Here is a 24226-nt window from a genome sequence, read left to right as displayed (position 1 = left end):
GGGGAAACGGGCCTGCTAAAGTACGGACTTTGGTCTAGCTTTGGGCGTAATTCGCTTTGCCTATGCAACTCTTGCAATCCCTTTGTCGCGTTCCGGCACCCGCCGGCAATGAAGTGGCGCTGACTCACTTTGTGCTCAATTATGTGCAAGAGGCGCAGGCTGCCTGGCAGCACCAACCCACCATCATTGCCGACGACCGGTTTCAGGACTGCATCCTGCTGGTATTTGGTAAGCCGCGCACGGCCGTCTTTGCTCACCTTGACAGCATCGGATTTACGGTGCGCTATGGGCGACAATTGGTGCGCATAGGGGCCCCCAGGGCGAAGCCGGCTACCGCTTGGTAGGGCACGATTCGCAAGGGGAGATAGACTGCACATTAACTATTGACGACCAAACCGGTGAGTTGGGCTATGCGTTCCACCGCGGCATTGACCGCGGGACCGAACTGACTTTCTACTGCGATTTCCGCGAAACCGATACTACCGTCCAGAGTTGCTACCTAGACAACCGGTTGGGCGTCTGGAATGCCTTGCGCCTCTGCGAAACCCTGGAGGACGGCATTGTGGCTTTTTCCTGTTGGGAAGAGCACGGCGGGGGCTGTAGCATATCTGGCAACGTTTATATATGAAACTTATAACGTGCGCCAAGCCCTGATATCTGACATAACTTGGGTGACCGAGGGAGTTCTCTCAGGAAAGGGCTGTGCCATTTCATTGCGCGACTCGCTCATTCCACGTCGGGCCTATGTAGACCGCATCCGAGCCATTGCTGCCAAATCGGGCATTCCGCACCAATTGGAAGTCGAAGGAAGCGGCGGCTCAGATGCTAAAGAGTTGCAGCACGCCGCTGCGCCGTGGGACTGGTGCTTTATTGGCGCTCCCGAGGACCAAGTACACTCGCCCGACGAGTTGGTCCACAAGGGTGACATCGCCAGTATGCTAGCACTTTACCAGGTTTTGATGCGGGAATTGTGAGCATTTGTCACATCACTTATGGGCTATTTGGGCTTGAGCTACGGGCGAGGGCTCAGAAGAAAAGGAATATTGCATGGACTTCTCAAGCGCATGCCTGCGGCGCAAGTCCAATAGTTGTTTAAATGGAAAAATTTGGTATTTTTTAACGAATGCTAACGCTTTTCCGAGCAGACCCGCCTTTTTGATATAATCAATGTCACTGGTAAAGCCACTGGCTTTACCAAAAATGGGGTTACGCACCGGAGGCTGTTAATAGCCTTATCGCGATAGAACGTTATCCAAGCATCTGGGCCCACATGAATGGGCAGCATATAGTTCAGCATACCCCTTGCTGCTTCTTGACTAATGACATATCCAGCTGTTGAGCCTAGCGCCCATGGTTCCATAGGATAGGAAAGGCGATAGTTACCCGATAGCTCATCCGCGTTTTGCTCGGAAAGCACCGTGGGCATGAAGTTGTTTTGAGTAAAAATTAGAATAGCCTCATTGGCCTGAATTTTTGTCTCCAGGCTCCGCGAGCACCGCTTTTATACCTGGCTGAATTACAACATCGTCTTCTAAAACTAATGCATAAGGTAGGTTGTCATTTACTATTTTTTCATAGATATGATAATGGCTTAAGATACAGCCATACATGCCTTTGTGTTGTATATACGGACGCTTAGCCAATTCCTCAAAGTTGCAAATTTTAGCCAAGTACTCATCACTTAGTTGTGCCCCGTCTACTGCTTTTATGAACTCAAAATCAATTTCTTGAGCGTCGAGTTGCTTTTGGATGGAAGCGCGTCTCATAGTTGAGCGCTCAAGATTGATAACAAAGGTTTTCATACGGAGAAGCTGCGAATAGCTTGATGAACCCCAAAGTTAGAGGCCAATCAAGCGCAACCACAAAGCTTTGCCCGAGTAGCGAAGCCTATTTTAATCTTTATTACCAATAACAGATGACCAATGCATATGAAGTTAATAGTCTATTTTGCCACTTGAAATCAAATTTTAACCTTTTTTAATCACTCACCCTTTTTCGCCTTTTATGACGAATTATCTTTACGCTGTGCCCGCCTTGGGTGTGTTTGCGCTGCTATATACTTGGCTGCGTGCTGGTTGGGTGTCCAAACAAGATGCTGGCGATGCTCGCATGACTACCATCGCCGGGTACATTGCCGACGGGGCCATTGCCTTTCTAAAGGCAGAATACAAAGTCTTGGCCATGTTTGGGTTGATTGCCGGAGCTTTCCTGTTTTACCTGGGTACTACCAGCGGAAATTCTAGCCCGGTTATCGTTATTGCCTTCCTTATTGGAGGCGTGTTCTCGGCGTTGGCGGGCTTCATTGGGATGAAAATCGCTACCAAAGCCAACGTGCGCACGGCGCAGGCTGCCAAAACGAGCTTGAGCACGGCGCTGAATGTGTCGTTCTCGGGCGGCTCGGTGATGGGCATGGGCGTGGCTGGCCTGGCGGTACTTGGGCTGGGGTCGCTGTTTATCGTCTTCTATAAGATGTTTGTGCCCAGCGGCCTTGCCAATGGCGAGGAGATGGTGAAAGCACTGGAGGTGCTTACGGGCTTCTCGCTGGGGGCCGAAAGCATTGCCTTGTTTGCCCGTGTGGGCGGCGGTATCTATACCAAAGCGGCCGACGTGGGCGCTGACCTGGTGGGCAAGGTGGAAGCCGGCATTCCGGAAGACGACCCCCGCAACCCCGCTACCATTGCCGACAACGTGGGCGACAACGTGGGCGACGTGGCCGGCATGGGTGCCGACTTGTTCGGGTCCTACGTGGCTACAATATTGGCTACCATGGTGCTGGGCCGCGAAGTAACCGTGACCGGTGACCAGTTCGGTGGGCTGTCGCCCATCTTCCTGCCGATGGCCATTGCGGGCATGGGCATCGTCGCTTCGCTCATCGGCATCCTCTGCGTGCGGGTAAAGGAGGGTGGTAATGTGCAGGCTGCACTGAATACGGGCAACTACATCTCCGTAGTAGTGTCAGCTATTGCTTCCTACTTTCTGATAATGTGGATTTTGCCCGCAGGTAACTTCACCATTCGTAATGTGACGTTTGATGCCATGGGCGTATTCTATGCCGTGGTGGTAGGTCTGGTGGTAGGCACTCTGATGAGTATCATCACGGAGTATTACACTGCTATGGGCAAGCGCCCGGTGAACAGCATTGTGCAGCAAAGCAGCACCGGCCACGCCACCACCGTAATCGGCGGTTTGGCAGTGGGCATGGAAAGCACCGTGCTTCCTATCCTGGTGCTGGCCGCTGGCATTGTGTTGAGCTACGAAGCTGCGGGCCTTTACGGCGTGGCTATTGCTGCGGCGGGCATGATGGCCACCACGGCCATGCAGCTGGCGATTGACGCATTTGGCCCAATTGCCGACAACGCCGGCGGTATTGCCGAAATGTGCGAACTGCCCAAGGAGGTGCGCGAGCGGACCGACATTCTCGACGCCGTGGGCAATACCACTGCCGCTACGGGTAAAGGCTTCGCCATCGCCTCAGCGGCCCTGACCTCGCTGGCGTTGTTTGCAGCCTTCATGGGCACGGCCAACATTACTTCTATTGACATTAGCAAAGCTCCGATTTTGGCTGGCGTATTCATTGGCGCCATGATTCCGTTTATCTTCTCTTCCCTGGCCATTGCGGCCGTGGGTCGGGCAGCCATGGCCATGGTGCAGGAAGTTCGCCGTCAGTTCCGCGAGATTCCGGGTATTATGGAAGGCACGGGCCGGCCGGAATATGAGAAGTGCGTAGCCATCAGCACGCAGGCGGCTATTCGGGAGATGATTCTGCCGGGTGCTATCGCGCTGCTGACGCCTATTATCGTGGGCTTTGGCTGCCGCGGCTTGTTCTCCAATGCTTCTTCGGCCGAGGTGCTGGGCGGCCTGCTGGCCGGCGTGACTGTGAGCGGCGTGCTGATGGCCATGTTCCAGAGCAACGCCGGTGGGGCCTGGGATAACGCCAAGAAGTCCTTCGAAAAGGGCGTGCTGGTGAATGGCGTGATGCAGTACAAAGGCTCAGACGCGCACAAAGCTTCCGTGACTGGAGATACTGTGGGCGACCCCTTTAAGGATACGTCTGGCCCAAGCATGAACATCCTTATCAAGCTGATGAGCATCGTATCGCTGGTTATCGCGCCCCACATTGCCGAGAAAGGCGGGGAGCGCGGCATGGCGCCGGTGAAGCTGGAAAACGAGAGGACCGAAATTGCCAGCCGTCCGCGCCTGCGCTACACCGAAACCATTGCGCCCGCCGCTGCCCGGGTGATTTACACCGTGCTGCGCGAAGTGAAGTAATCTGAACCCCCGATTGGCTGCGCCGAGCTTTGTTTTGTTCGGATTCTGTAAAAAGCCTGCTTAACGCTTCTGTAATAAGAAAGGGCCACTCAATTGAGTGGCCCTTTCTTGTGTTGACCCATGGGGTGGAGTGTCCAATCCAGCTCAATTATCAGGATGTCGTCCTGTTGTGGCTAAGGATTCTGTTAAGCATCTTGAGCTGGCTACGGCTCAATTATGAAGGATTCGGACCATCAACAAAATCTACTGAATCCGACCAACCTGAATGAAACGGGGTTCGGCGAAGCCAATCCGTGGTTCAGACAGTAGCTTTGTGGCTCATTCTATAAGCGCCGCATGGGTCACTCCCACATCAGCATCCACAACAAAGCCTTTCGACCGTATTTATCGGTTGCCCAACTGGATGAAGCCGTGACTGCGCTGGCTGCCCGCCTCAGCGCCGATTATGCCGGGCGCGAACCGTTGTTCGTCGTGGTGCTCACGGGGGCATTTATGTTCGCTTCTGACCTGCTCAAGCGCATTACGGGGCCCTGCGAGATAGTCTTTATTCGGGTGGCCTCGTATGAGGGCACGGGCAGCAGCGGCGTGGTGCAGGAAATCCTGGGCTTGCGCGAAGACGTGCAGGGCCGCCATCTCATCATTGTCGAAGACATCGTTGATACCGGCACCACCATGCACCATTTGCTGCCCACGCTGCATGCCAAAGGCCCGGCGTCGGTCGAAATCGCTACGCTGTTTTTCAAGCCCGAAAGCCTGCAGCATCCGCTCGACCTGCGCTACGTAGCCTTGGAAATTCCCAACGACTTCGTGGTGGGCTACGGCCTCGACTACGACGGCCTGGGCCGGAATCTGCCCGACGTATACGTGGCGGTGTAGCGGCTCTTCTGGCCTCAAATGATTAACTTGCCCAAACCCACCTTTCTCTTTCCCCTCGCGCAACGCTTCTTTTCATGTTGAATATCGTGCTGTTCGGCCCGCCCGGCGCCGGCAAAGGAACCCAGAGCCAAAAACTTATTGCCCAGTACAACCTTGTGCACCTGAGCACCGGCGACCTGCTGCGAGCCCAGATAGCCCAAGGCACCGAGCTTGGCCTCACCGCCAAAAAGCTGATGGACGAGGGCCTGCTGGTGCCCGACGAAGTCGTAATCGGCATGATAGACAATGCCCTGCAGGCTAATAAGGAAACCGCCGGCGGCTTCATTTTCGATGGTTTTCCGCGCACGGTGCCCCAGGCCGAGCGGCTTGACCAACTCCTGGCCCAGCACGACAGCGGCATCAACTGCATGATTGCACTGGAAGTAGGGGAGGAGGAACTGGTGACGCGCCTGCTTGAGCGCGGCAAAACCAGCGGCCGCCCCGACGACCAGGACGTAAGCAAAATTCGCCGTCGCGTAACGGTGTACAACACCGAAACGGCTCAAGTAGCTGGCTACTATGCGGCTCAGAATAAATTCCACGCCCTCAACGGCATTGGGCCCATCGACACCATTTTCGGTCAAATCTGTGCGCTCATCGACCAGCACAAGCCGGCCACGACCGACAACCCCGCAGAGGCTACGCGCGAAGTAAAAGCGTAACTTTACGTTTTAACACCGCTGTCATATTTTAATACGGCTGTCATCCTGAGCATTCCGCGTATCAAGCGGAGACGAAGGACTTTATCACGCCTGAACGATTGTCGTTCAAACTTGATGAGGTCCTTCGTCTCCGCTTGATACGCGGAATGCTCAGGATGACAGTTCTTTTACATCTAATTCCCCCATTTCTGTGGCTTCTAATAACTTTATCGACTACGTCAAGCTCATCTGCCGCTCGGGCAAAGGCGGGGCGGGCTCGCACCACTTTTTCCGGGCCAAGGGCCTGCCCAACGGCGGCCCTGATGGCGGCGACGGCGGCCGCGGCGGCCACATTATACTGGAAGGCAACTCTCAGCTCTGGACCTTGCTGCACCTGCAGTACCAAAAGCACGTCTTTGCCAAGGACGGCGAAGGCGGGGGCGAAAACCTGCGCAGCGGCGCGCAGGGCGAGGACATTGTGCTGCAAGTGCCCCTAGGCACCGTAGCCCGCGACCCCGACGGCACGCAGGCTGCTGGAAATTACAGAGCATGGCCAGCGGCTCATTCTTGTACCTGGCGGCCGAGGCGGCTGGGGCAACGACCATTTCAAGAACTCCATCAACCAGGCTCCGACCTACGCGCAGCCCGGCGAGCCAGCTATCGAGGCCATCATTATTCTTGAGCTGAAGCTGCTGGCCGATGTGGGCTTAGTGGGCTTCCCCAATGCGGGCAAGAGCACCTTGCTGTCGGTGGTATCGGCCGCCAAGCCCAAGATTGCGGACTACGCCTTCACGACTCTGGTGCCCAACCTGGGCGTGGTGGCCTACCGCGACTACAAATCCTTCGTGATGGCCGACATTCCCGGTATCATAGAAGGCGCGGCAGAAGGCAAAGGCCTGGGTACGCGCTTCCTGCGTCACATTGAGCGCAACTCCATGCTGCTCTTCATGATAAGCTGCGACAGCCCCGACATTGCGGCCGAGTACCAGGTGCTGCTCGGGGAGCTGGAGCAGTTCAACCCCGAGCTGTTGGAGAAGAAGCGCCTGCTGGCCATCACGAAGTCAGACATGATTGACGACGAGCCTGGAGGCTGAAATCCGCGAGACGTTGCCGGCAGATATTCCTTCCGTCTTCATTTCCAGCCTCGCCAACAAGAACATAGTTCAGCTCAAGGACATGATTTGGAAGGCGCTGGAGGAAAATCGGCGCAATGCCGCGCCCGTGCGGCAGAGCTTCCGGGAAGAGGACAGCGAAGAGTGGACGGCTTAGCCTTAATAAATAACTGCCTGATGGTACGGCCTCAACTCAATTGCTGAGTTGGGGCCGTTTCATGTAAAGTATCAGCTCAATTTTACAGACGAGTTGAGTCAACGCTATGCTAACCGGTGCAGCAGGCTGCTGTGCCACTATGGCAGCCGCCGCCCCTTTGGCAAGTTCCTTGTGCCGCCAACGTGACCAACCGGCTAACCCCGTGAAAAACCCATTCCGACGAATATTTCCTAAAATGGCTGACGACAATAACCTGCCCCAGGACGACAACCTGACCGCTGACCCCGCCAACGTAGCTGGCGAAATGGCCGATGGCGATACCCCCGACACGACTACGGCTGAAGGAACGGCAACGGATGCTCCCGACCAGGAGGCCAGCCGCGCCGAGGTAGAGCTGGCCGAGCTGAAGGACAAGTACCTGCGTCTGGCTGCCGAGTTTGAAAACTACAAGCGTCGCACCACCAAGGAGCGAATTGAGCTGTTTAAGACGGCCAACCAGGAGCTGATGACGGCTTTGCTGCCCGTGCTCGACGACTTTGAGCGCGCCCGCAACGCCACCCAGAATGCCACCGATGCTGCCGCCGTGCGCGAGAGCATTGATATTATTCAGACCAAGCTGAACAAAACCCTGCAGCAAAAGGGTTTGACGGCAATGGACGCGAAGGGCGGCGACTTTGACGCCGAACTGCACGAAGCCATTACCCAGATTCCGGCGCCCAGCGAAGACCTGAAAGGGAAAATCGTAGACGAGGTGGAAAAGGGTTACTATTTAGGTGATAAGGTGATTCGCCACGCTAAAGTGGTGCTTGGGCAGTAGTATCTTTGTGGATTCTGCTCCGGGAAATTTATAGAAGACGATGGCAACCAAGCGCGATTATTACGAGATATTAGGTATCGCCAAAAATGCGGCGGGCGACGAAATCAAGTCGGCCTACCGCAAAATGGCCATCAAGTACCACCCCGACAAGAACCCCGACGACCCCACGGCCGAAGACAAGTTTAAGGAAGCGGCCGAGGCGTACGAAGTGCTGAGCAACGCCGACAAGCGGGCCCGGTACGACCGGTTTGGCCACCAAGGCATGGGCGGCAACGGCGGTGGGCCCAACATGGAGGACATCTTCTCGCAGTTCGGCGATATTTTCGGCGGCGGGGGCGGCTTCGAAGGCTTCTTCGGCGGCGGGCGCCAGGGCGGTGGCCGGCGCCAGCGCAAGGGCTCGAACCTGCGCATCAAGCTGAAGCTCGACCTGGAGGAAATCGCCAACGGCGTCGAGAAGAAAATCAAGGTGAAGCGCTACGTGGCCTGCCAGCCCTGCAGCGGCACCGGCGCCAAAAACGGTACCGAGCTGAAAACCTGCCAGACATGCCAGGGCCAGGGCCAGACCAAGCGCGTGGTAAACACTATGCTCGGCCAGATGGTGAGCAGCAGCACTTGCCCCACCTGCAACGGCGAAGGCAAGACCGTGACCGCTACCTGCGACGTGTGCAAAGGCGAAGGCCGGCAACTGCACGAGGAAGTGATTCCCATCAATATTCCGGCGGGCGTGGCCAACGACATGCAGCTGAGCATGAACGGGAAAGGCAACTTCCCGGAGCGCGGCGGCGTGCCCGGCGACCTGCTCATTCAGATTGAGGAGGAGCCGCACGAATTCCTGAAGCGCGACGGCAACAACATCATGTACGAGCAGTACATCTCCTTCGTGGATGCGGCGTTGGGCGCCAACCTGGAAGTGCCGACCATCGAAGGCAAGGTGAAAATCAAGGTGGACCCGGGCACCCAGCCCGGCAAAATCCTGCGCCTGCGCGGCAAGGGCATCAAGGACCTGAACGGTTACGGCCGCGGCGACCAGCTCATTCACCTGAATGTGTGGACGCCCAAGCACGTGAGCAACCAGGAGCGCGAGCTGCTGGAGAAGCTGCGCGACTCGGACAACTTCACGCCGCACCCCGGCAAGAACGAGAAAGGCTTCTTTGAGAAAGTGAAGGAGTATTTCGCTTAATCTGTCTGAACGTAGTTTTAAAGGCCCTGTCTGACCATTGGTTGGGCGGGGCTTTTTCTTTGTGTGGCGAGAAGGCTACACAGAACAACTATGCTGAGCCAGGCGCAAACGGCGTAGCATGGAGAACCTCACCCCCGGCCCCTCTCGCAAGGAGAGGGGAGCCTGACGTTAACCTAATGAAAAAAGACCTGGCTCAATCTTGAGCCTGGGTCTTTTGATTAAAAATTGGGCTGAATCTTGTGCCGTGGCTCCCTTCTCCTTGGGAGAGGGGCCGGGGGTGAGGTGCCTTAGCTTCGGCTCAACGAAGCGGTAAAGATGCTTCGCTGCGCTCTGCATAACGAGCTAAGCGGCATAGCTTCCGAGTGCAGCGGAAATATTCGCGACCACCTGTAATGCGTCGCGTCCCGCTGCGATTAACTTCCCGAAACCACTGCTCTACATGCCTGCTGCTGCGCCTTCTGCCGATTTTGTTGCTGCGCTGAATGAATACCAGCCGCTGCTGCGGCGCGTGGCCCGGCTGTACTGCCAGAATGCCGACGACCGCCAGGACCTGTTTCAGGAAATGGTGCTGCAGCTGTGGCGGGCGTGGCCGCGCTACGTGCCGCAGCCGGGCGCCAAGCTCAGCACGTGGCTCTATCGCATTGCTCTGAACGTGGCCATCTCTAACCTGCGCCAGCGCACCCGGCGCCCGGCACCAAGCGAGCTGGATGCCGAAGCGCTGGCCGTGGCCCAAGGCCCGGAGGCGGGGCCCGACGCCGAAGACCAGGCGGCCCTCTACCAAGCCATCAACCGCTTGTCGGAAGTAGACAAGGCCTTCGTGCTGCTGTACCTGGAAGACCGGCCCTACGACGAGATGGCCGACATCCTGGGCATTACTCAAAATAACGTGCGCGTGAAAATGCACCGCGTGCAGGAAAAACTCCGCTCCCTTTTAGTCCCCGCCGCCTGATGGAACTTGATGAACTCCGCCGCCAGTGGCAGCAGCCCGCCGCCGACCCACCTGCCCCGCTCGATGCGGCCGCGCTTACCCGATTGCTAGCCCAGCAATCCGACGGCATCGTGGAGCGCCTGCGACGTAGCGCCCGGTTGGAACTGTACATCAATTTCGGGTTGCTGCTAGGGTCACTGGCACTGGCTTGGTGGGGGCCAAAATTCTGGCTGCAGGTTTTTGGCTGGGTGTTGGTAGCAATTTGCGCTGTCTGCATCGGTTACCTGTACCGCAAGCTCCATTTGCTGCGCCGCATGGATGAACCCATGGGCGACCTGCGGGCACATTTGCAGCAACTGGTGAGCGGCCTACGTGCGCTTATCCTTTTCTACTACCGCTTCACCCTGGCCATGCTTCCGGTGGCGGGTCTGTTGAATGTGCTGATGGCCGATTCCGAATTTAAACACGGCGTAAATTTTACATCGCTGCCGGGTATTGTGCTGGTGGTGGGGCTGGTGGTACTGCTGCCCGCCCTGCTGTACCTGCCGGTGGCCAGCATGACGCGCAAGTACCTGCAGCGCCTCTACGGCCAGCACCTCGACCGCCTCGAAGCCAGCTTGCGGGAGCTGGGCGACGAGCCTACGGGCTGATAGTCGCATCATTATCCTACATTTAGCCCACCAACTAACTCCTTTTTCTGTGAAACCTATTCTTGAAGCCATTGACGTGCGAAAGGCGTATGCCAACCACGTGGCCCTCGACGGCGTGAGCCTGTCCATTCCGGAGGGCAGCATTTTCGGGTTGCTCGGGCCCAACGGCGCCGGCAAAACCTCACTCATTCGCATCATTACCCAGATTACGGGGGCCGATGCCGGTGAAATCCGTTTCCGGGGCGAGAAGCTCAAGCCCGAGCACGCGGCCCAAATCGGCTACCTGCCCGAGGAGCGGGGGCTGTACAAGAAGATGAAAGTGGGCGAGCAGGCTCTTGTACCTGGCCCAGCCTGCGCGGCCTCACCAAAGCCGATGCCACCCAGCGCATCAAGCAGTGGCTCGAGCGCTTTGATATAAAGCAATGGGCCAACAAAAACGTGGAGGACTTGAGCAAGGGCATGCAGCAGAAGGTGCAGTTCATTGCCACGGTGATGCACCAGCCCAGCCTGATTATTCTCGACGAGCCGTTTTCGGGCTTCGACCCGATTAATGCCAACCTGATAAAGGACGAAATTCTGGAGCTGCGCAAGCAGGGCGCTACCATCATCTTCTCGACGCACCGCATGGAGTCGGTGGAGGAGCTCTGCGACAGCATTGCCCTCATCAACCGCGCGCGCAAGGTGCTCGACGGCCCTGTTGGACTGATTCGCAATCAGTTTAAGACCAATACCTACGCGGTAGAAGGCAAGGGCAAGCTGATGGTCGTACACCCCGATTTTGAGGTGGTGGAGCAAACCGAGCGCGAAAACGGCCATTTCTTTGCCCGGGTGCAGCTGCACGCCGGCGTGCGGCCCAACGACCTGCTGCGCTACCTCATCAACTACGTGGAAGTGGAGTCTTTCCGGGAGCAGATTCCGAGCATCAACGAGATTTTTATCCGGCGCGTGCGCGAAACCATGCCGGAAACTCTGGTGGAAGAAACCGCCTAAAACCATCTGTCATGCTGACGAAGGAAGCATCTTATCACGGCTGCTTTCGTCGGTTTTACTAACTCTGGCGGCGCGGGCGTGATTAGGTCCTTCGCTGCGCTCAGGATGACACTTTTTACATCATGGCTTCTAAATTTTTACTCGTTGCCCAACGCGAATACCTCACCCGTGTGCGCAAAAAAGCTTTTATTATTCTCACCCTGGCCGTGCCGCTGCTGCTGGCGGGCTTTGGGTTTGTGGTGGTCAAGATGGCCAGCTCCGACAACGACAGCACCGACGTGGTGGAAGTGCGCGACGACAGCGGCCTGGGCATCGCCAGTCGCCTCGTGAGCACCCCGCAGCGGTTCGAAACGGCCGCCGGCAGTCTGGCCGAAGCTAAAAAGGGTTTCCAGAAAGCCAAGCACGACGGCCTGCTCTACCTGCCTGCCGGCCTCGACGTGGAGAAGCCCGCGGGGGTGCAGTTCTACGGCAAAGGCAACATCAGCCTCAAAAAGCAGGCTGGCCGTGGAAACGGCGCTGAACAAGGCCTTTTCTGAGCTGAAAATGCAGAAGTCGGGCCTCTCGCAGGACCAGCTGGACCGCCTGCGCTCCAAAGTTGAGCTACAAGCCATCAGCCTCGACGACACCGGCAAAGAAGCCGACAGCAACGCCCTGGCCACGTCGGGCATGGCCTACGTGCTGGCGCTGGCCATTTACCTGTTCATTTTCATCTACGGCGTGCAGATTATGCGCGGGGTGGGCGAGGAGAAGTCGAGCCGCATCATGGAAGTAATGCTGTCTTCGGTGAAGCCGTTTGAGCTGATGATGGGCAAGATTCTGGGCATTGCGGCCGTGGGACTCACGCAGTTTCTGCTGTGGGGCATCCTGTCGTTTGGCGTGGTCGCTGCTGGCGCCCTTAATGGTGAAATCCGTAGAGAGCAACGCCAAGACCGAAATGACCACGGCGCGCGCGAACGCAAATGCTCCCGCCGATGGCCCGCAGACGTCGAGCGAAAAGTTTGAGCAAGGCATGAATGCCAACGGCCCCCAAACGGCCATGACGGGTCGTTTCAAGGCCTTCGAAATCCTGGGCAATCTGCCCCTGGGCACCATTCTCTTTGGCTTTATCATCTACTTCCTGGGCGGCTATCTGCTGTACGGGGCCCTGTTTGGGGCCGTGGGAGCAGCCGTCGACGACCAGACCGATACCCAACAATTCATGCTGCCGATAACGATGCCGCTCATCCTGAGCTATATCGTGGGCGTATCCGTCATCCTGCGCAATCCGGACGGCCCGGTGGCTTTCTGGATGTCGATGATTCCCTTTACCTCGCCCATTGCCATGGTCATCCGCCTGCCCTTCGGCGTGCCCATGTGGCAGGCTGGCGCTGTCCATATTCCTGCTCATTTTGGGCTTCATTGGTACGGTGTGGGTAGCAGCACGCATCTACCGCGTAGGCGTGCTGATGTACGGCAAGAAGGTGACCTACCGCGAGCTGGGCAAGTGGATGTTTTACAAGGGGTAAAAGCGCCCCGCCTGGCGAACTTTGAACGTCATGCTAAGCGCAGTCGAAGCATCTCTACCGCGTAACTAAACCTGCAAAATGGGTTAATTTTGAGGTAGAGATGCTTCGACACGCTCGGCCTGACGTTCTTTTTTTATGACAAAGTCCATCGTTAGTTCACTCGTTATTCTTTGCCTAGCGGCAACCACAGTTGCCTTCACCGGCGACCGGCCCGCCTACCGGCTCTTTACCGCCGTGGGCCAACCGGCCGACTACGACCAGATGCTTGCCGAACTGGCGCAGGCCGATGTGGTATTGTTCGGGGAGCAGCACAACGACGTGATGGCCCACTGGCTAGAGCTGCAAGTAGCCAAAGACCTGCTGCGCCTCAAAAAGCCCGGCCAGTTGGTGCTAGGGCTGGAGATGTTTGAGCGCGACGTGCAGCCCCTGGTGGCTCAATACACTGCCGGCACGCTGGCCGATACCGCTTTCGAGCGCCAGGCCCGCCCGTGGCCCAACTACGCCACCGACTACCGCCCACTGCTGCTTTTTGCCCGTCAAAACAAAGTGCCCGTCGTGGGCACCAACGTCCCGCGCCCATTTGCCCAGGCTGTGGCCCGCGGCAGCCTCAAGGCGCTCGACAAGCTGCCGGCCGTAGACCGCGCCCTGCTGGCGCCGCTGCCCCTGAAGGTGGATTACGAGTTGCCCGGCTACAAGAACATGGCCGCCATGTTCGGTGGCGATGGCAAAGCCCACGGCGGCGGGGCCCAGAACATTATCCAAGCCCAGGCGCTGAAGGATGCCACCATGGCCCACTTCATCCGGGCCAGCTGCCAAAACGGCCAAACCCTGCTCCACCTCAACGGCAGCTACCACTCCGACCGCCACGACGGCATTGTGGCCTACCTGCGCCAGTACGCGCCCAAGCTGCGCGTAAAAACCCTGAGCGTGGTGAGCCAGGAGCAGCTGCAGCAGGCTCGACAAGGAGCAGGTGAATCTGGCTGATTTTGTGGTAGCGGTACCGGCCGACATGAGTAAGTCGTATTAAGGGAAAGTTGACCATCCCTTATTCTTAACCATGATTTCGACCCAGGACTATAGTGGGCTGCCCGACGCAGCAGATTTGAAGCGAATCAGCAAGGCCCTGGCCGTGCTCGATGCCATCAATTCGCAGGATTTGGAATACCGCTACTACACCTACAATGCCGACTGGGGCGAAGAAGAGCAGGTGCTGGAGATGAGCGACGGCGAAGGCGACCAGATGCTGATTTTATTCCGCCCCGAAGGCTGTGTGATAAATGGCTACCTCGACGGCTACGACCAGCCCGACAAGGCCCAGGTGACGCGCGGCCTGCCCGAGGTTTTTGACGACTTCATTTTCGGTGAGCCGGTCAACTCCATCGGCACCACCTTCTGCCTGTGGAACACCGCCGGGCTCGGCTGGCAAACCGGCGTGCTAGAGAACGAGGATGACGGTTCCGAAGAACTGCTTTTCATGCTCGACAGCAACCCCGAGACCTATGCGGAGTGGGCCGACGAATACTACGGCGAGGAAACCGACCGCTCGCCCATCGACGTGGCGGCCGTGGCAAAAATCTACCGGGGCGAGCCACTGACCAAGGCCACGGTACTCGACATTGTGGATGAGCCTCGACGACTGGGCGCAGGCTGGAGGAAGACCTACGGGCCATTGGCTATCCTTACGATTTCAGCTAGATGCCAGCAACGGGTGCAGGCTGTACCTTTAGCCGCTCCCAATGCTTCAGCTCATGTTCCTCAGAGAAGCCCAGATTTCCGACATTCCGGGGATGTCGGAAATTCGTCTTGCCGTTAAAGAAAACGTGCTGAGCACGCCCGGATTGGTGACCTACAAAGATTATGTGGAGTACCTGACGCGCCGCGGCAAAGGGTGGGTAGCGGAAGTTGACGGCCGAACCGTGGGCTTTGCGATTGTCGATTTGCAAGGCCACAACATCTGGGCGCTGTTCGTGCACCCCGATTTCGACAAGCAGGGGATAGGCCGTGCCCTGCACGATACCATGCTAACCTGGTATTTCAGCCAAACCGACGAGCCCGTGTGGCTGGGAACGGGGCCGGGTACGCGGGCGGAGGCCTTTTATCGGAAGGCGGGATGGCGGAATGTGGGAACTAGGCCAAACGGAGAAGTGGAGCTTCAGATGAGCAAGAAAGGATGAAACAACATTTTGGTAAGCGTTTTTTATTTCTCATGATTTCAAGGTTATGCTTTTGCCTGACACTAATTAGCTTCGGTGTCAGCAGTCACGCCCAAACCATCCACTCGCCCGACCGCAAGCTGACGCTGCAGTTTCAGCTCAATGCCGCCGGAGAGCCCACTTACCAGCTCCGCTTCGGCGCTAAACCCGTGGTGAAGCCCAGCCGCCTGGCCATTTTGCTGCAAGGCCAGCCGGGCTTCGACAAGGGCTTTACCATTGCCAAAATTGATTCCAGTGTGCACGACGACACCTGGACGCCGGTGTGGGGCGAAGTAAAACAGATTCGCAACCACTACCGCGAGCTGGCCGTGACCGTGCAGCAGGCCGCCGTGCAAAACCGGCAGCTGGTGCTGCGCTTCCGCTTATTCGACGACGGCTTGGGCTTCCGCTACGAGTTTCCGGCCCAGGACAACCTGAAGTATTTCACCGTGCAGGACGAGCTAACCGAGTTTAACCTGCCCGCCAACCACAAGGCCTTCTGGATTCCGGGCGACTACGACTCCAACGAATACACCTACAGCACCACCCGCCTGAACGCGGTGAATACCACGCCGATTGAGCCGATTCAGCTCAAATCGGCGCCCACCACCGTGCAGACGCCGCTCATGCTCAAGGCCGACGACGGGCTGTACCTCAACATCCACGAGGCCGCGCTGGTGAACTACCCGGCCATGATGCTGAACGTGAACACCCAAAGCTTCGGCTTGAGCAGCCAATTGGTGCCCAGCGCCACCGGAGCCAAAGCTTACCTGCAAACGCCTGAGCACACGCCGTGGCGCACCATCGTGGTAGCCGACAATGCCCCCGCCATTCTGGCCTCCAAGCTGATTCTGAACCTGAACGAGCCCAGCAAAATCGCCGACACCGGCTGGATTCAGCCCCAGAAGTTTGTTGGCGTGTGGTGGGAGATGCACGTGAACAAAGCCGCCTGGAACTACTCCGACGCCAGCAACCTCAAGCTAGCCGGCACCGATTGGGCCGCTCTAAAGCCCAACGGCCGCCACGGCGCCAACACCGCCAACGTGAAACGCTACATCGACTTCGCTGCCAAAAATGGCCTGCAAAGCGTGCTGGTAGAAGGCTGGAACGTGGGCTGGGAAGACTGGGCCGGCAACTGGAAAGAAGAGGTATTCGACTTCGTGACGCCGTACCCCGACTTCGACGTGTCCGAGCTGCAGCGCTACGCCGCCGGCAAAAACGTGAAGCTCATCATGCACCACGAAACTTCGGGTTCGGTCACAAACTACGAGCGCCGCATGGACGCGGCCTACCGCTTCATGAAGGCCCACGGCTACGATGCGGCCAAAACCGGCTACGTGGGCCGCATCATCCCGCGTGGCGAGCACCACGACGGCCAGTGGATGGTGAACCACTACGTGCACGTGGCCGACCAAATGGCTCAGAATCGCCTCATGGTCGACATGCACGAGTCCGTGCGCCCCACCGGCCTGCACCGCACCTACCCCAACTGGCTGGCCAACGAAGCCGCCCGCGGCAACGAGTTCAACGCCTGGAGCAGCGGTAACCCGCCCGAGCACGAAACCATCCTGCCTTTCACCCGCCTCATGGGCGGCCCGATGGACTACACGCCTGGCATCTTCCAAATCAAGCTGGAGGATTGGAACCCCGAGCGTAACAAAGACAAGCAGGTACACACCACCCTGGCCAAGCAGGCGGCGTTGTACGTCACCATGTACTCGCCCCTGCAGATGGCCGCCGACCTGCCCGAAGCCTACGAAAAGCACCTGGATGCCTTCCAATTCATCAAGGACGTGGCGGTGGATTGGGACGACACCCGCATCTTGGCCGCCGAGCCCGGCGATTACCTCACCATCGCCCGCCGGGCCAAGGGCAAGGACGAATGGTACCTCGGCGCCATCACCGACGAACAGGCGCGCACCCAAACCGTGAAGCTCAATTTTCTCACGCCCGGCCGGCGCTACACCGCCACCATCTACGCCGATGGAAAAAACGCTGACTGGGAAAAGAACCCCATGGCTTACCAGATTCGGAAAGTGCAGGTAACCAGTAAGTCGGCGCTAAAACTGCAAATGGCCGCTGGGGGAGGTGCAGCTATTAGCTTTAAGGGGTTGTAAAACAGTTGGTAGCGTATTCGAAAGTTCTTCTTTGTCAAAATACATATGGCCACTACTCCTAATTGCTCGTAAACGCGACGATAATAAGCTTTGATGATAAATCATAACTGGGAAAGTGTGCCCAGCGCCTGATTTTCCTAAAAAAACCTGCCTCGGTACTTCACCATCTATTTTAAAGGGTGATAGTTGTTAAGGCGAAAGGCCAAGTATTTATGCAGAAGGTTGACGACCCAAAACAAGCCATATTCCAAGAAATAGCTGCTCAGCTGCAGCAGCAGGGATTTATAATCGAAAAGCGGGATGAAAACCGCCCCTGGGGTGGATTCTTTGTTATTCAGGAAGACCAGGCGCAGCTATTCGCTGCTACCTACTTCGGCGGTAGGTTTATTGAGCAGTTGAAAGCTTCCGGTAGATTGAGCCCTAAGGTATTAATAGTAGCGCCACAACAAAGATTGTCGTGGCAATACCACCACCGACGTGCCGAAATATGGCAAGTTGTTCAAGGGCCAGTAGGAGTAGCCACCAGCTTTACTGACGAGCAGGGCGAGGTGAAAAACTACCAGGTCGGCGATAGAATCACAATGCAGCAAGGCGAGCGACACCGACTAGTCGGCCTGATGCAGTGGGGCGTGCTGGCCGAAATTTGGCAGCACACCGACGCCAATCAGCCTTCGGATGAAGACGATATTGTGCGCGTACAGGACGATTTTGGGCGTTAAAATCCTACCTTAACACAACAAAAAAGCCCGGCATTGCCGGGCTTTTTTTGTGCCTAACGATTGAAACGGGGGCGATTACTTCTCTGGTGCATCCGATGGCTTTGCCTTCTTCAACGCGTCGGCTAGGGACTGCTGTAGCTTGGCCCCGGAGTCCGCGGGAGCTTTCTCGTCGATGTGGTATTGCTTCTTGAGCTGTTCCCAGTCTTCAATGGGAATGAAGACACCCGTGATTTTTCCCCTGTCGTCAGATAAATATTTAATGTCCATGATGTTGACTGGGATTTAATTGTTTAGCCTAATGGTGATAGAACTTCGCTGACGAAGTTGGGGCAATAGATCTATTCACCCGGGTGATACGTTTTTTCAGCGTTGGCCTTCACGTCCTCAGGGTAAAACCTTACTTCTTTGAAGCGGCCGGCGGTGTACAGGGGAGCTTGGTCGGTGAAGTGCGGAGTGCCCGGACGGCTGCTTTGCCCGCCCGTGACCACGGAGCGCGCTTTGATGCGCGGTCCAAACTCTACTACGGCCACAAAGCTGTTGCCCACGTTGCCGTAGCGCTTCTTGGTGCTGGGGTAGGCGCGGGCTCCGAAGGCAGCCAACGACCCCCAGGACGAAGAGGTGAAGGCGACGGGAAGGCTGGGCTGCTGGTCGTCGTAGGTCTCCTGAATCTTGCCCGTCAGGCGCTGGTAGCGGTTGATGTCGCCCCACGGAATTTTCCAGGTGCCGAAGTCGCGGGTGAGGTCTTCCAGCGCCTCGCTCAGGGCCGCGGTTTTTCCTGCGGGCTGGTGTTGGCCAAGGCGAATTTGGTAAAGCTGATATAGTCCTGCTGCGGTTGAGCCGACGGGACCCGGGCCCGGGCCTTGGTCAGCAGGCGCTCGGCCCAATAAATGGCCACCGTCTGGGCTACCGAAGTTGAGCTGTAGTTGTGGTTCCAGGTGCGCAGCAGCTCAATGGCCTCCGCCATGGCCGGCGTGGCGGCTTTCTCGACGGAGGTGGGCTGGTACGCCGTGAGCAGGGGCGGCAGCATGTCGTCGAAGGCGGCGAGGTGCGGGTCGTTGGCGGCCGCAATCAGAGTGTCGAGGGTGAAAACGGACTTGCGGCTGAGCACGCGCACGGCGTTCAGGCCGCGGTAGTTTTCGGCGTCGGGGGCCATGTACTTGGGAAACTTGGCTGGCGTTGGGCTGCTGGGGCCCGCTACGGTATAGGGCGTGGAATTGCAGTTCTGGATGAAGCCGCTGGCGGGGTTGTGCACCTGCACCAGCTCCTTTACGCTGTGGAAACCCTTCCACTCGGTGGCGGGGGTGCTGCCGTCTACGGGCTGGTTCCAGTCGAACTTAGCATCGCGCTTGGGCATGAAATTGCCATGCCAGTAGGCAATGCTGCCCTTGTTATCGGCAAAAACGGTGTTGTTCGTCGCGTTGCCGTTCAGCTTCATCACCTCCTGATAACTGGTGTAGCCGGTGGCTTTGGTGCGCAGGTACGACTGCTGCAGGGCCGCCAGCGGCTCGTTCATCATGCGCACGGCTACCCACTGGTTATCAGTCTTCTGGCCCACGATGGGGCCGTGGTGGGTGCGGTACATGGTGTATTCCTTGCGTAGAATTTTGGTGCCGTCGCGGTAAGGCAACGACACTTTCTGCACTTGCACGGGCCGCAGCTTGCCGGCGTATTTGTAGTAAAACGCGCCGTTCTTTTTCTCAATGGTTTCGAGGTACTCGTCCATCGAGTCGGCCTGGCTGGAGGTGTGCATCCAGCCGCAGTTCTGGTTGAAGCCCTGGTATACAAAAAACTGGCCCCAGGTCACGGCACCGTAGGCGTTCAGGCCCTGCTGGCTCACCATCTGCACCTCGGAGCGGAAGTAGAACGAAGTGTGCGGGTTGATAAGCAGCAGGGCATTACCGCTGGCGCTTTTGCTGGGAGCGATGGCAAAGCCGTTGGAGCCCACCGGCTCGCGCTCCTTCTTTTCAAAGTCGGTGTTTATCCACGAGCCTGGACTTCTTCTGGCTGTAAAAGGCCTTGAGCCGCTCGATGCTCACCACGCTGATATTGCCGCCAATGCTGCCTTCGCTGAACATGAGCGGCATCCAGGGCTGGAAGCGGCGCAGCAGCTTGGGCTGCACGGTGGGGTGGGTGGCCAGGTAGTAGTTGGTGCCCGCGGCAAAGGCGTCGAGCAACACCTTCATGCTGGGTGGGGTCTTTTTGTAGATAGCAATGGCCTGCGTGCTGTCCATGAACAGGCGGGCGCGCAAGTCGTGGTACAGGGACGCTTCGCCTTCAACTTCGGCCAAGCGGCCTATGGCATCGAGGTAGTTCATCTCGACCCGGTCGAAGTCGTCTTCGCACTGGGTGTAAAGCAGGCCAAACACCGCGTCGGCGTCGGTTTTGCCGTAGATGTGCGGCACGCCATACGTATCGCGGGTAATGGAAACCTGCTGGGCCTGTTGTTTCCAGCGTGCCAGCTCCTGCGAACTGAATTTCTGTGCCTGAGCGGAGGAAGCCGACAACAGCACCACCAGCATAAATAATTGACGCATCGAATCAGGGAATGGTGAGATAGACGACGCTAAAGTAAATGAAAAAAGCCCCGGCCTATTGGCTGGGGCTTTTTTCATTCTAAGGTTACAATCAGCGGGAGCTGTTCGTTACGGAGGGGTTAGGCCGAGAACGACGAGCCGCAGCCGCAGGTGCTCTTGGCCTGAGGGTTGTTGAAGACGAAGCCGCGGGCGTTGAGGCCGTCCTGGAAGTCGACTTCCATACCCAAAACGTACATGGCGTGCTTTTTATCCATGATGAGCTTCAGGCCGTCGAGGTCGTAGGTTTCGTCGGCGTCCTTGGCTTTGTCGAAGCCGAGCAGGTAGCTCATGCCCGAGCAGCCGCCGCCCTGCACGCCAATGCGCAGGCCGTAGTCGGCGGGCACGTTCTTTTCCTGGATGATATTCTTCACCTCGACCACCGCGCGGTCGGTGAGGGTAATGGGAGCGAGGGTGGCAACGGTAGCCATAAGAAAGGCGATGTTAAAACTGGGTGGACGACAAAGATACAGCGGCTGCCGGAGTCGCTCGCGGCACAGCGTCGGGGTAGAAACAGCAGTTGGGGGGCCGTGGTTCACGCCGTAAGTTTGCGGGTGTTGCTGGCGGGCAGGCGTGGACGCTTCACGCGAAACCAGCAACTGTTTCGTTTGAAGGCTCTAATTACCTTCCCGCTCTATTCCGTCTCACCGCCGCTACTTATGGATTCTTCCACCTATCTGTTCGATTTGCTCAAAATCATACTGCCCGCTCTCATCGTGGCAGGAGTCATCTATTTGTTATTCAAGCAGTTTTTGGAGAAAGAGCAGCAGCGGCGCCTGATTGAGCTGCGATTGGAAAACAACAAAACCACCCTGCCGCTCCGCCTGCAAGCCTACGAGCGGGTGGTGCTTTTTCTGGAGCGCATCTCGCCCAACAATATCCTGGTGCGTCTGAGCAGCGCCGGCCAGACCGCCCCTGACTTTCACCGCCTGCTGCAGCAGGAAATCCGGGCCGAATACGAGCACAACCTCTCGCAGCAGGTATACATCTCCGGCGATGCCTGGACGATGGTGAAAGAAGCCAAGGAAAATGTGCTCACGATGGTAAACCGCGCCTTCCACGGCATCCAGAACCCAGGCCAGGCCCGCGGCACCGAGCTTGCCAAGCGCATTCTGGAAGGCCTGATGATGGACGGTGCCGAACCCACCGCCCAGGCCCTGGCCGTGGTGAAAAACGAGGCCGCCGGCCTGTTTTAGAACAAAAACTCCCCTCCTTTTTTAACGAAGGGACGCTCAACTGCCAAGTTGAGCTTGGGTGGTTGCATTCGTTGAACGATGCCCGAACGACAGGTGGCTGAAAGATTCCAACTCAACTCGTTTATACCTCGTTCAACGGCTCAACCACCCCGTCTGAGCCTGCGGCTCGAACATCCCCTCCTTAAATAAGGAGGGGAGTTTGGTGCTCAATTGTTAAGCCGTCACACCCACTGCCTCAATGGCCCGCTGGTAGCAGTCCTCATACAGCGGGACAATCTTGTCTACGGCAAACTCTTCCGCGCGGGCGCGGGCAGCGGCTTTAAAGCGGGGCAGGTTTTCATCGTCGAGCACGTAGAGCGCGTTTTTCACCATGTCTTCCACGTCGCCGATTGCGCTAATCATGCCGGTTACGCCGTGCACGTTTAGCTCAGGAATGCCGCCGGCGTTGGTGCTCACCACGGGCACTTCGCAGGCCATGGCCTCGAGGGCCGCGAGGCCGAAGCTTTCGTTTTCGGATGGCATCAGGAAAAGGTCGCCCACGCTTAGCACTTCCTCCACGGCTTCGAGCTTGCCCAGGAAGCGCAGGTCGCGATGCACGTCGAGGTCGCGGGCCAGCTTTTCCATGCGGTTACGGTCGGGGCCGTCGCCCACAAGCAGGAGCTTGGCGGGGATTTTCTCCCGGACGCCCACGAAGATTCGGAGTACGTCTTCCACGCGCTTCACGGTGCGAAAGTTACTGGTGTGCACCAGCAGCTTCTCGCCTTCGGGCGCGATGGCTGCCCGGAAGTGGCTCTTGTCCTGCTTCTTGAAGCGATGCAGGTCGATAAAGTTGGGAATCACCGTGATGTCTTTCTCCACGGCGAAGTACTCGTAGGTTTCGCGTCGCAAATCGGCCGAAACCGAGGTCACGCCGTCGCTCTGGTTGATGCTGAACGTGACCACCGGCTCAAAGCTGGCGTCTTTGCCCACGAGGGTAATGTCGGTGCCGTGCAGCGTGGTGACCACCGGAATCTGGATGCCGCGGGATCGCAGAATCTGCTTGGCCATGTACGCCGCCGATGCGTGCGGAATGGCGTAGTGCACGTGCAGCACGTCGAGCTTTTCGTTCTGCACGATGTCGACCATCTTGCTGGTCAAGGCCAACTCGTAGGGCGGAAACTGAAAAAGCGGATACGCCGGCACGTACACCTCGTGGTAAAAGAGGTTTTCGTTGAAGAAGTCGAGCCGCACCGGCTGGCTGTAGGTGATAAAATGCACCCGGTGGCCGCGTTGGGCCAGGGCTTTGCCCAATTCCGTGGCCACCACGCCGGAGCCGCCAAACGTGGGATAACAAACGATGCCGATGTTCATAAGAAGGTAACGCGAAAAGGAGCTTCACGTTTTGCGTAACCAGATTCGGGCCGGGATGTTGGGAAGTTGAGCTGAATTTTAACCGAACTAAACCAGCGAAGGGTCCGCAAGCTACCATTACTAACTGGGCCGCAACAAAGCACCGGTACAGCTACAGCCCAAAGAAGTAAGTGCCCGTCAGCTGCACAACGCGGTTGTACGCGGCATCGGCAGGGAAGTCATGCGCCAAGTCGTAGGTCTGGTATGGGTTGATTTGGTGCAGGTTGCGCAGCCCCAGGCCGTAGCCCAACTGCACCTGCGTGGCGCCCCGCCGGTAGCCGATGCCCATGTTGACCCCCGCATCAACGCGTCGGTTGGTGCTTTGGGAACCGTACTCAATTTCTTGAGTGAAATTTTCAGGAGCAGACCTTACGAAAGGCGAAAACCGAGTTGTCGTACCTTTTTGCCGTCCCCCAACGGCCACCGCGAGGTAAGGTCCCGCGAACACTTGAAAGCCTCGCACAGTGTAAACCGCATTTAAGGGCATTTCGAGCCAATTATAGCGGTTGGTGCTCTCGGTATCGAAACCGCTCGTGCCTACAAACCCATTAATGTAACCCGACGTGTGGAACCGCTCACCTTTTTGCGAAAACAGCAAGGCCGGTTGCAAGGCGAATTTATTGAAAGCCACTTCCAACACCGCTCCCGCCTGCCAGGCATACATGGCAGACTTATCAGCCGAGTGGCTAAACCCGGAATAGGACCCATTGCTGGCATTATCTAGCGTTGTGGTAGCCCAATTACCTCCGCCGCGCAGGCCCAGGTGAAACTTGGCTTGGGCCGAAGCCGTGGCCGCGCTCAGCAGCGCTAGCGCTGCCAGTAGAAAAATTGCGAATAGATTCATGGTGCGGTCTAAGCTAAATTAAAAGAGCTTTACCG

At 57.5% G+C, this 24226-nt stretch carries 25 protein-coding genes and 3 pseudogenes; 21 read left to right on the top strand and 7 right to left on the bottom strand.

Features of this window, described 5'->3' with window-relative positions:
• The first annotated feature begins 113 nt into the window (after positions 1-113).
• From ACFQT0_RS23785 to ACFQT0_RS23775, 3 genes are read left to right on the top strand one after another with little or no spacing between them, the layout of a single operon-like run.
• Positions 114-344 carry a hypothetical protein gene (locus tag ACFQT0_RS23785; RefSeq protein ID WP_380205521.1) on the top strand — a complete coding sequence of 77 codons (231 nt, stop codon included), beginning with the start codon at positions 114-116 and terminating at the stop codon, positions 342-344.
• Positions 338-628, top strand: a complete 291-nt coding sequence (locus ACFQT0_RS23780; protein ID WP_380205520.1) for a hypothetical protein — start codon at positions 338-340, stop codon at positions 626-628. The genes ACFQT0_RS23785 and ACFQT0_RS23780 overlap by 7 nt, the downstream gene beginning before the upstream one ends.
• 10 nt (positions 629-638) lie before the next feature.
• Positions 639-974, top strand: a complete 336-nt coding sequence (locus ACFQT0_RS23775) for a M20/M25/M40 family metallo-hydrolase (RefSeq protein WP_380205519.1) — start codon at positions 639-641, stop codon at positions 972-974.
• A 12-nt stretch (positions 975-986) separates the two neighbouring features.
• Here the strand turns inward: ACFQT0_RS23775 and ACFQT0_RS23770 are convergent, their stop codons facing one another.
• Both ACFQT0_RS23770 and ACFQT0_RS23765 read right to left on the bottom strand, forming a co-directional pair.
• Positions 987-1214 carry a hypothetical protein gene (locus ACFQT0_RS23770; RefSeq protein ID WP_380205518.1) on the bottom strand — a complete coding sequence of 76 codons (228 nt, stop codon included), beginning with the start codon at positions 1212-1214 and terminating at the stop codon, positions 987-989.
• Positions 1215-1457: 243 nt separating this feature from the next.
• A complete protein-coding gene (locus tag ACFQT0_RS23765) occupies positions 1458-1802 on the bottom strand; it encodes a glycosyltransferase family 25 protein (RefSeq protein WP_380205517.1) in 345 nt (114 codons plus the stop codon).
• Positions 1803-2004: 202 nt separating this feature from the next.
• Here ACFQT0_RS23765 and ACFQT0_RS23760 point away from each other — a divergent pair, with 202 nt between their 5' ends.
• The 17 genes and pseudogenes from ACFQT0_RS23760 (at position 2005) to ACFQT0_RS23680 (ending at position 18192) form a co-directional block, all read left to right on the top strand.
• Positions 2005-4269 (top strand): sodium-translocating pyrophosphatase, encoded by a 2265-nt coding sequence (locus ACFQT0_RS23760; RefSeq protein ID WP_380205516.1) that lies wholly within the window; start codon positions 2005-2007, stop codon positions 4267-4269.
• 336 nt (positions 4270-4605) lie between these two features.
• A complete protein-coding gene (locus ACFQT0_RS23755) occupies positions 4606-5145 on the top strand; it encodes a phosphoribosyltransferase (RefSeq protein WP_380205515.1) in 540 nt (179 codons plus the stop codon).
• A gap of 74 nt (positions 5146-5219) precedes the next feature.
• Positions 5220-5846, top strand: coding sequence for an adenylate kinase (locus ACFQT0_RS23750; protein ID WP_380205514.1), 627 nt, complete (start codon positions 5220-5222; stop codon positions 5844-5846).
• Between the two features lie 190 nt (positions 5847-6036).
• Positions 6037-7094 (top strand): annotated as a pseudogene (gene obgE, locus ACFQT0_RS23745) (GTPase ObgE).
• A gap of 235 nt (positions 7095-7329) precedes the next feature.
• Positions 7330-7911 carry a nucleotide exchange factor GrpE gene (locus tag ACFQT0_RS23740; RefSeq protein ID WP_380205513.1) on the top strand — a complete coding sequence of 194 codons (582 nt, stop codon included), beginning with the start codon at positions 7330-7332 and terminating at the stop codon, positions 7909-7911.
• A gap of 40 nt (positions 7912-7951) precedes the next feature.
• Positions 7952-9091, top strand: coding sequence for a molecular chaperone DnaJ (gene dnaJ, locus ACFQT0_RS23735; protein ID WP_380205512.1), 1140 nt, complete (start codon positions 7952-7954; stop codon positions 9089-9091).
• A 439-nt stretch (positions 9092-9530) separates the two neighbouring features.
• Positions 9531-10040: an RNA polymerase sigma factor gene (locus ACFQT0_RS23730; protein ID WP_380205511.1), complete on the top strand. Its 510-nt coding sequence runs from the start codon at positions 9531-9533 to the stop codon at positions 10038-10040.
• Positions 10040-10669, top strand: coding sequence for a hypothetical protein (locus ACFQT0_RS23725; protein WP_380205510.1), 630 nt, complete (start codon positions 10040-10042; stop codon positions 10667-10669). Before ACFQT0_RS23730 ends, ACFQT0_RS23725 begins: the two co-directional genes overlap by 1 nt.
• A 49-nt stretch (positions 10670-10718) precedes the next feature.
• Positions 10719-11659, top strand: a pseudogene (locus ACFQT0_RS23720) (ABC transporter ATP-binding protein).
• Between the two features lie 122 nt (positions 11660-11781).
• Positions 11782-12195 (top strand): ABC transporter permease, encoded by a 414-nt coding sequence (locus tag ACFQT0_RS23715; RefSeq protein WP_380205509.1) that lies wholly within the window; start codon positions 11782-11784, stop codon positions 12193-12195.
• Positions 12164-12661 (top strand): ABC transporter permease, encoded by a 498-nt coding sequence (locus ACFQT0_RS23710; protein WP_380205508.1) that lies wholly within the window; start codon positions 12164-12166, stop codon positions 12659-12661. The genes ACFQT0_RS23715 and ACFQT0_RS23710 overlap by 32 nt, the downstream gene beginning before the upstream one ends.
• Complete coding sequence (locus tag ACFQT0_RS23705; RefSeq protein WP_380205507.1) at positions 12558-13229, top strand: ABC transporter permease; 672 nt, start codon at positions 12558-12560, stop codon at positions 13227-13229. The genes ACFQT0_RS23710 and ACFQT0_RS23705 overlap by 104 nt, the downstream gene beginning before the upstream one ends.
• A 169-nt stretch (positions 13230-13398) precedes the next feature.
• Positions 13399-14148 (top strand): ChaN family lipoprotein, encoded by a 750-nt coding sequence (locus tag ACFQT0_RS23700; RefSeq protein ID WP_380205506.1) that lies wholly within the window; start codon positions 13399-13401, stop codon positions 14146-14148.
• 73 nt (positions 14149-14221) lie between these two features.
• Positions 14222-14977 (top strand): hypothetical protein, encoded by a 756-nt coding sequence (locus tag ACFQT0_RS23695; protein ID WP_380205505.1) that lies wholly within the window; start codon positions 14222-14224, stop codon positions 14975-14977.
• Positions 14952-15338: a GNAT family N-acetyltransferase gene (locus ACFQT0_RS23690; protein WP_380205504.1), complete on the top strand. Its 387-nt coding sequence runs from the start codon at positions 14952-14954 to the stop codon at positions 15336-15338. Before ACFQT0_RS23695 ends, ACFQT0_RS23690 begins: the two co-directional genes overlap by 26 nt.
• Positions 15339-15370: 32 nt before the next feature.
• The gene (locus ACFQT0_RS23685) at positions 15371-17473 is read left to right on the top strand and encodes a glycoside hydrolase family 97 protein (RefSeq protein ID WP_380205503.1); all 2103 of its coding nucleotides are present in this window, start codon (positions 15371-15373) and stop codon (positions 17471-17473) included.
• A 212-nt stretch (positions 17474-17685) separates the two neighbouring features.
• Positions 17686-18192, top strand: a complete 507-nt coding sequence (locus ACFQT0_RS23680) for a phosphoheptose isomerase (protein ID WP_380205502.1) — start codon at positions 17686-17688, stop codon at positions 18190-18192.
• Positions 18193-18267: 75 nt separating this feature from the next.
• On the opposite strand, the gene ACFQT0_RS23675 is transcribed toward ACFQT0_RS23680, so the two are convergent.
• The 3 genes and pseudogenes from ACFQT0_RS23675 to ACFQT0_RS23665 form a co-directional block, all read right to left on the bottom strand.
• Entirely contained in the window at positions 18268-18459 is a 192-nt protein-coding gene (locus tag ACFQT0_RS23675) for a hypothetical protein (protein ID WP_380205501.1), read from the bottom strand.
• Positions 18460-18530: 71 nt separating this feature from the next.
• Positions 18531-20726: pseudogene (locus tag ACFQT0_RS23670) on the bottom strand (penicillin acylase family protein).
• A gap of 119 nt (positions 20727-20845) precedes the next feature.
• Positions 20846-21193: a HesB/IscA family protein gene (locus ACFQT0_RS23665; RefSeq protein WP_380205500.1), complete on the bottom strand. Its 348-nt coding sequence runs from the start codon at positions 21191-21193 to the stop codon at positions 20846-20848.
• 228 nt (positions 21194-21421) lie between these two features.
• Here ACFQT0_RS23665 and ACFQT0_RS23660 point away from each other — a divergent pair, with 228 nt between their 5' ends.
• Positions 21422-21958, top strand: coding sequence for a DUF7935 family protein (locus ACFQT0_RS23660; protein ID WP_380205499.1), 537 nt, complete (start codon positions 21422-21424; stop codon positions 21956-21958).
• A 213-nt stretch (positions 21959-22171) separates the two neighbouring features.
• On the opposite strand, the gene bshA is transcribed toward ACFQT0_RS23660, so the two are convergent.
• Both bshA and ACFQT0_RS23650 read right to left on the bottom strand, forming a co-directional pair.
• Positions 22172-23308, bottom strand: a complete 1137-nt coding sequence (gene bshA, locus ACFQT0_RS23655) for an N-acetyl-alpha-D-glucosaminyl L-malate synthase BshA (RefSeq protein WP_380205497.1) — start codon at positions 23306-23308, stop codon at positions 22172-22174.
• 151 nt (positions 23309-23459) lie between these two features.
• Entirely contained in the window at positions 23460-24191 is a 732-nt protein-coding gene (locus ACFQT0_RS23650) for an outer membrane beta-barrel protein (protein WP_380205496.1), read from the bottom strand.
• Positions 24192-24226 lie beyond the last annotated feature (35 nt).

It is taken from the genome of Hymenobacter humi, assembly GCF_042665855.1.
GTDB classification, from domain to species: Bacteria; Bacteroidota; Bacteroidia; order Cytophagales; family Hymenobacteraceae; genus Hymenobacter; species Hymenobacter humi.
Note: the sequence above shows the minus strand (reverse complement) of the source record. Positions and strands in the feature narration are given on the sequence as shown.

Excerpts from the sequence above, each read along its gene's own strand:
- ACFQT0_RS23765 (WP_380205517.1), bottom strand. The coding sequence starts at position 1,802 with ATGAAAACCTTTGTTATCAATCTTGAGCGCTCAACTATGAGACGCGCT.
- ACFQT0_RS23760 (WP_380205516.1), top strand. The coding sequence starts at position 2,005 with ATGACGAATTATCTTTACGCTGTGCCCGCCTTGGGTGTGTTTGCGCTG.
- ACFQT0_RS23755 (WP_380205515.1), top strand. The coding sequence starts at position 4,606 with ATGGGTCACTCCCACATCAGCATCCACAACAAAGCCTTTCGACCGTAT.
- ACFQT0_RS23750 (WP_380205514.1), top strand. The coding sequence starts at position 5,220 with ATGTTGAATATCGTGCTGTTCGGCCCGCCCGGCGCCGGCAAAGGAACC.
- ACFQT0_RS23740 (WP_380205513.1), top strand. The coding sequence starts at position 7,330 with ATGGCTGACGACAATAACCTGCCCCAGGACGACAACCTGACCGCTGAC.
- dnaJ (WP_380205512.1), top strand. The coding sequence starts at position 7,952 with ATGGCAACCAAGCGCGATTATTACGAGATATTAGGTATCGCCAAAAAT.
- ACFQT0_RS23730 (WP_380205511.1), top strand. The coding sequence starts at position 9,531 with ATGCCTGCTGCTGCGCCTTCTGCCGATTTTGTTGCTGCGCTGAATGAA.
- ACFQT0_RS23725 (WP_380205510.1), top strand. The coding sequence starts at position 10,040 with ATGGAACTTGATGAACTCCGCCGCCAGTGGCAGCAGCCCGCCGCCGAC.
- ACFQT0_RS23715 (WP_380205509.1), top strand. The coding sequence starts at position 11,782 with ATGGCTTCTAAATTTTTACTCGTTGCCCAACGCGAATACCTCACCCGT.
- ACFQT0_RS23705 (WP_380205507.1), top strand. The coding sequence starts at position 12,558 with ATGGTGAAATCCGTAGAGAGCAACGCCAAGACCGAAATGACCACGGCG.
- ACFQT0_RS23695 (WP_380205505.1), top strand. The coding sequence starts at position 14,222 with ATGATTTCGACCCAGGACTATAGTGGGCTGCCCGACGCAGCAGATTTG.
- ACFQT0_RS23690 (WP_380205504.1), top strand. The coding sequence starts at position 14,952 with ATGTCGGAAATTCGTCTTGCCGTTAAAGAAAACGTGCTGAGCACGCCC.
- ACFQT0_RS23685 (WP_380205503.1), top strand. The coding sequence starts at position 15,371 with ATGATTTCAAGGTTATGCTTTTGCCTGACACTAATTAGCTTCGGTGTC.
- ACFQT0_RS23680 (WP_380205502.1), top strand. The coding sequence starts at position 17,686 with ATGCAGAAGGTTGACGACCCAAAACAAGCCATATTCCAAGAAATAGCT.
- ACFQT0_RS23675 (WP_380205501.1), bottom strand. The coding sequence starts at position 18,459 with ATGGACATTAAATATTTATCTGACGACAGGGGAAAAATCACGGGTGTC.
- ACFQT0_RS23665 (WP_380205500.1), bottom strand. The coding sequence starts at position 21,193 with ATGGCTACCGTTGCCACCCTCGCTCCCATTACCCTCACCGACCGCGCG.
- ACFQT0_RS23660 (WP_380205499.1), top strand. The coding sequence starts at position 21,422 with ATGGATTCTTCCACCTATCTGTTCGATTTGCTCAAAATCATACTGCCC.
- bshA (WP_380205497.1), bottom strand. The coding sequence starts at position 23,308 with ATGAACATCGGCATCGTTTGTTATCCCACGTTTGGCGGCTCCGGCGTG.
- ACFQT0_RS23650 (WP_380205496.1), bottom strand. The coding sequence starts at position 24,191 with ATGAATCTATTCGCAATTTTTCTACTGGCAGCGCTAGCGCTGCTGAGC.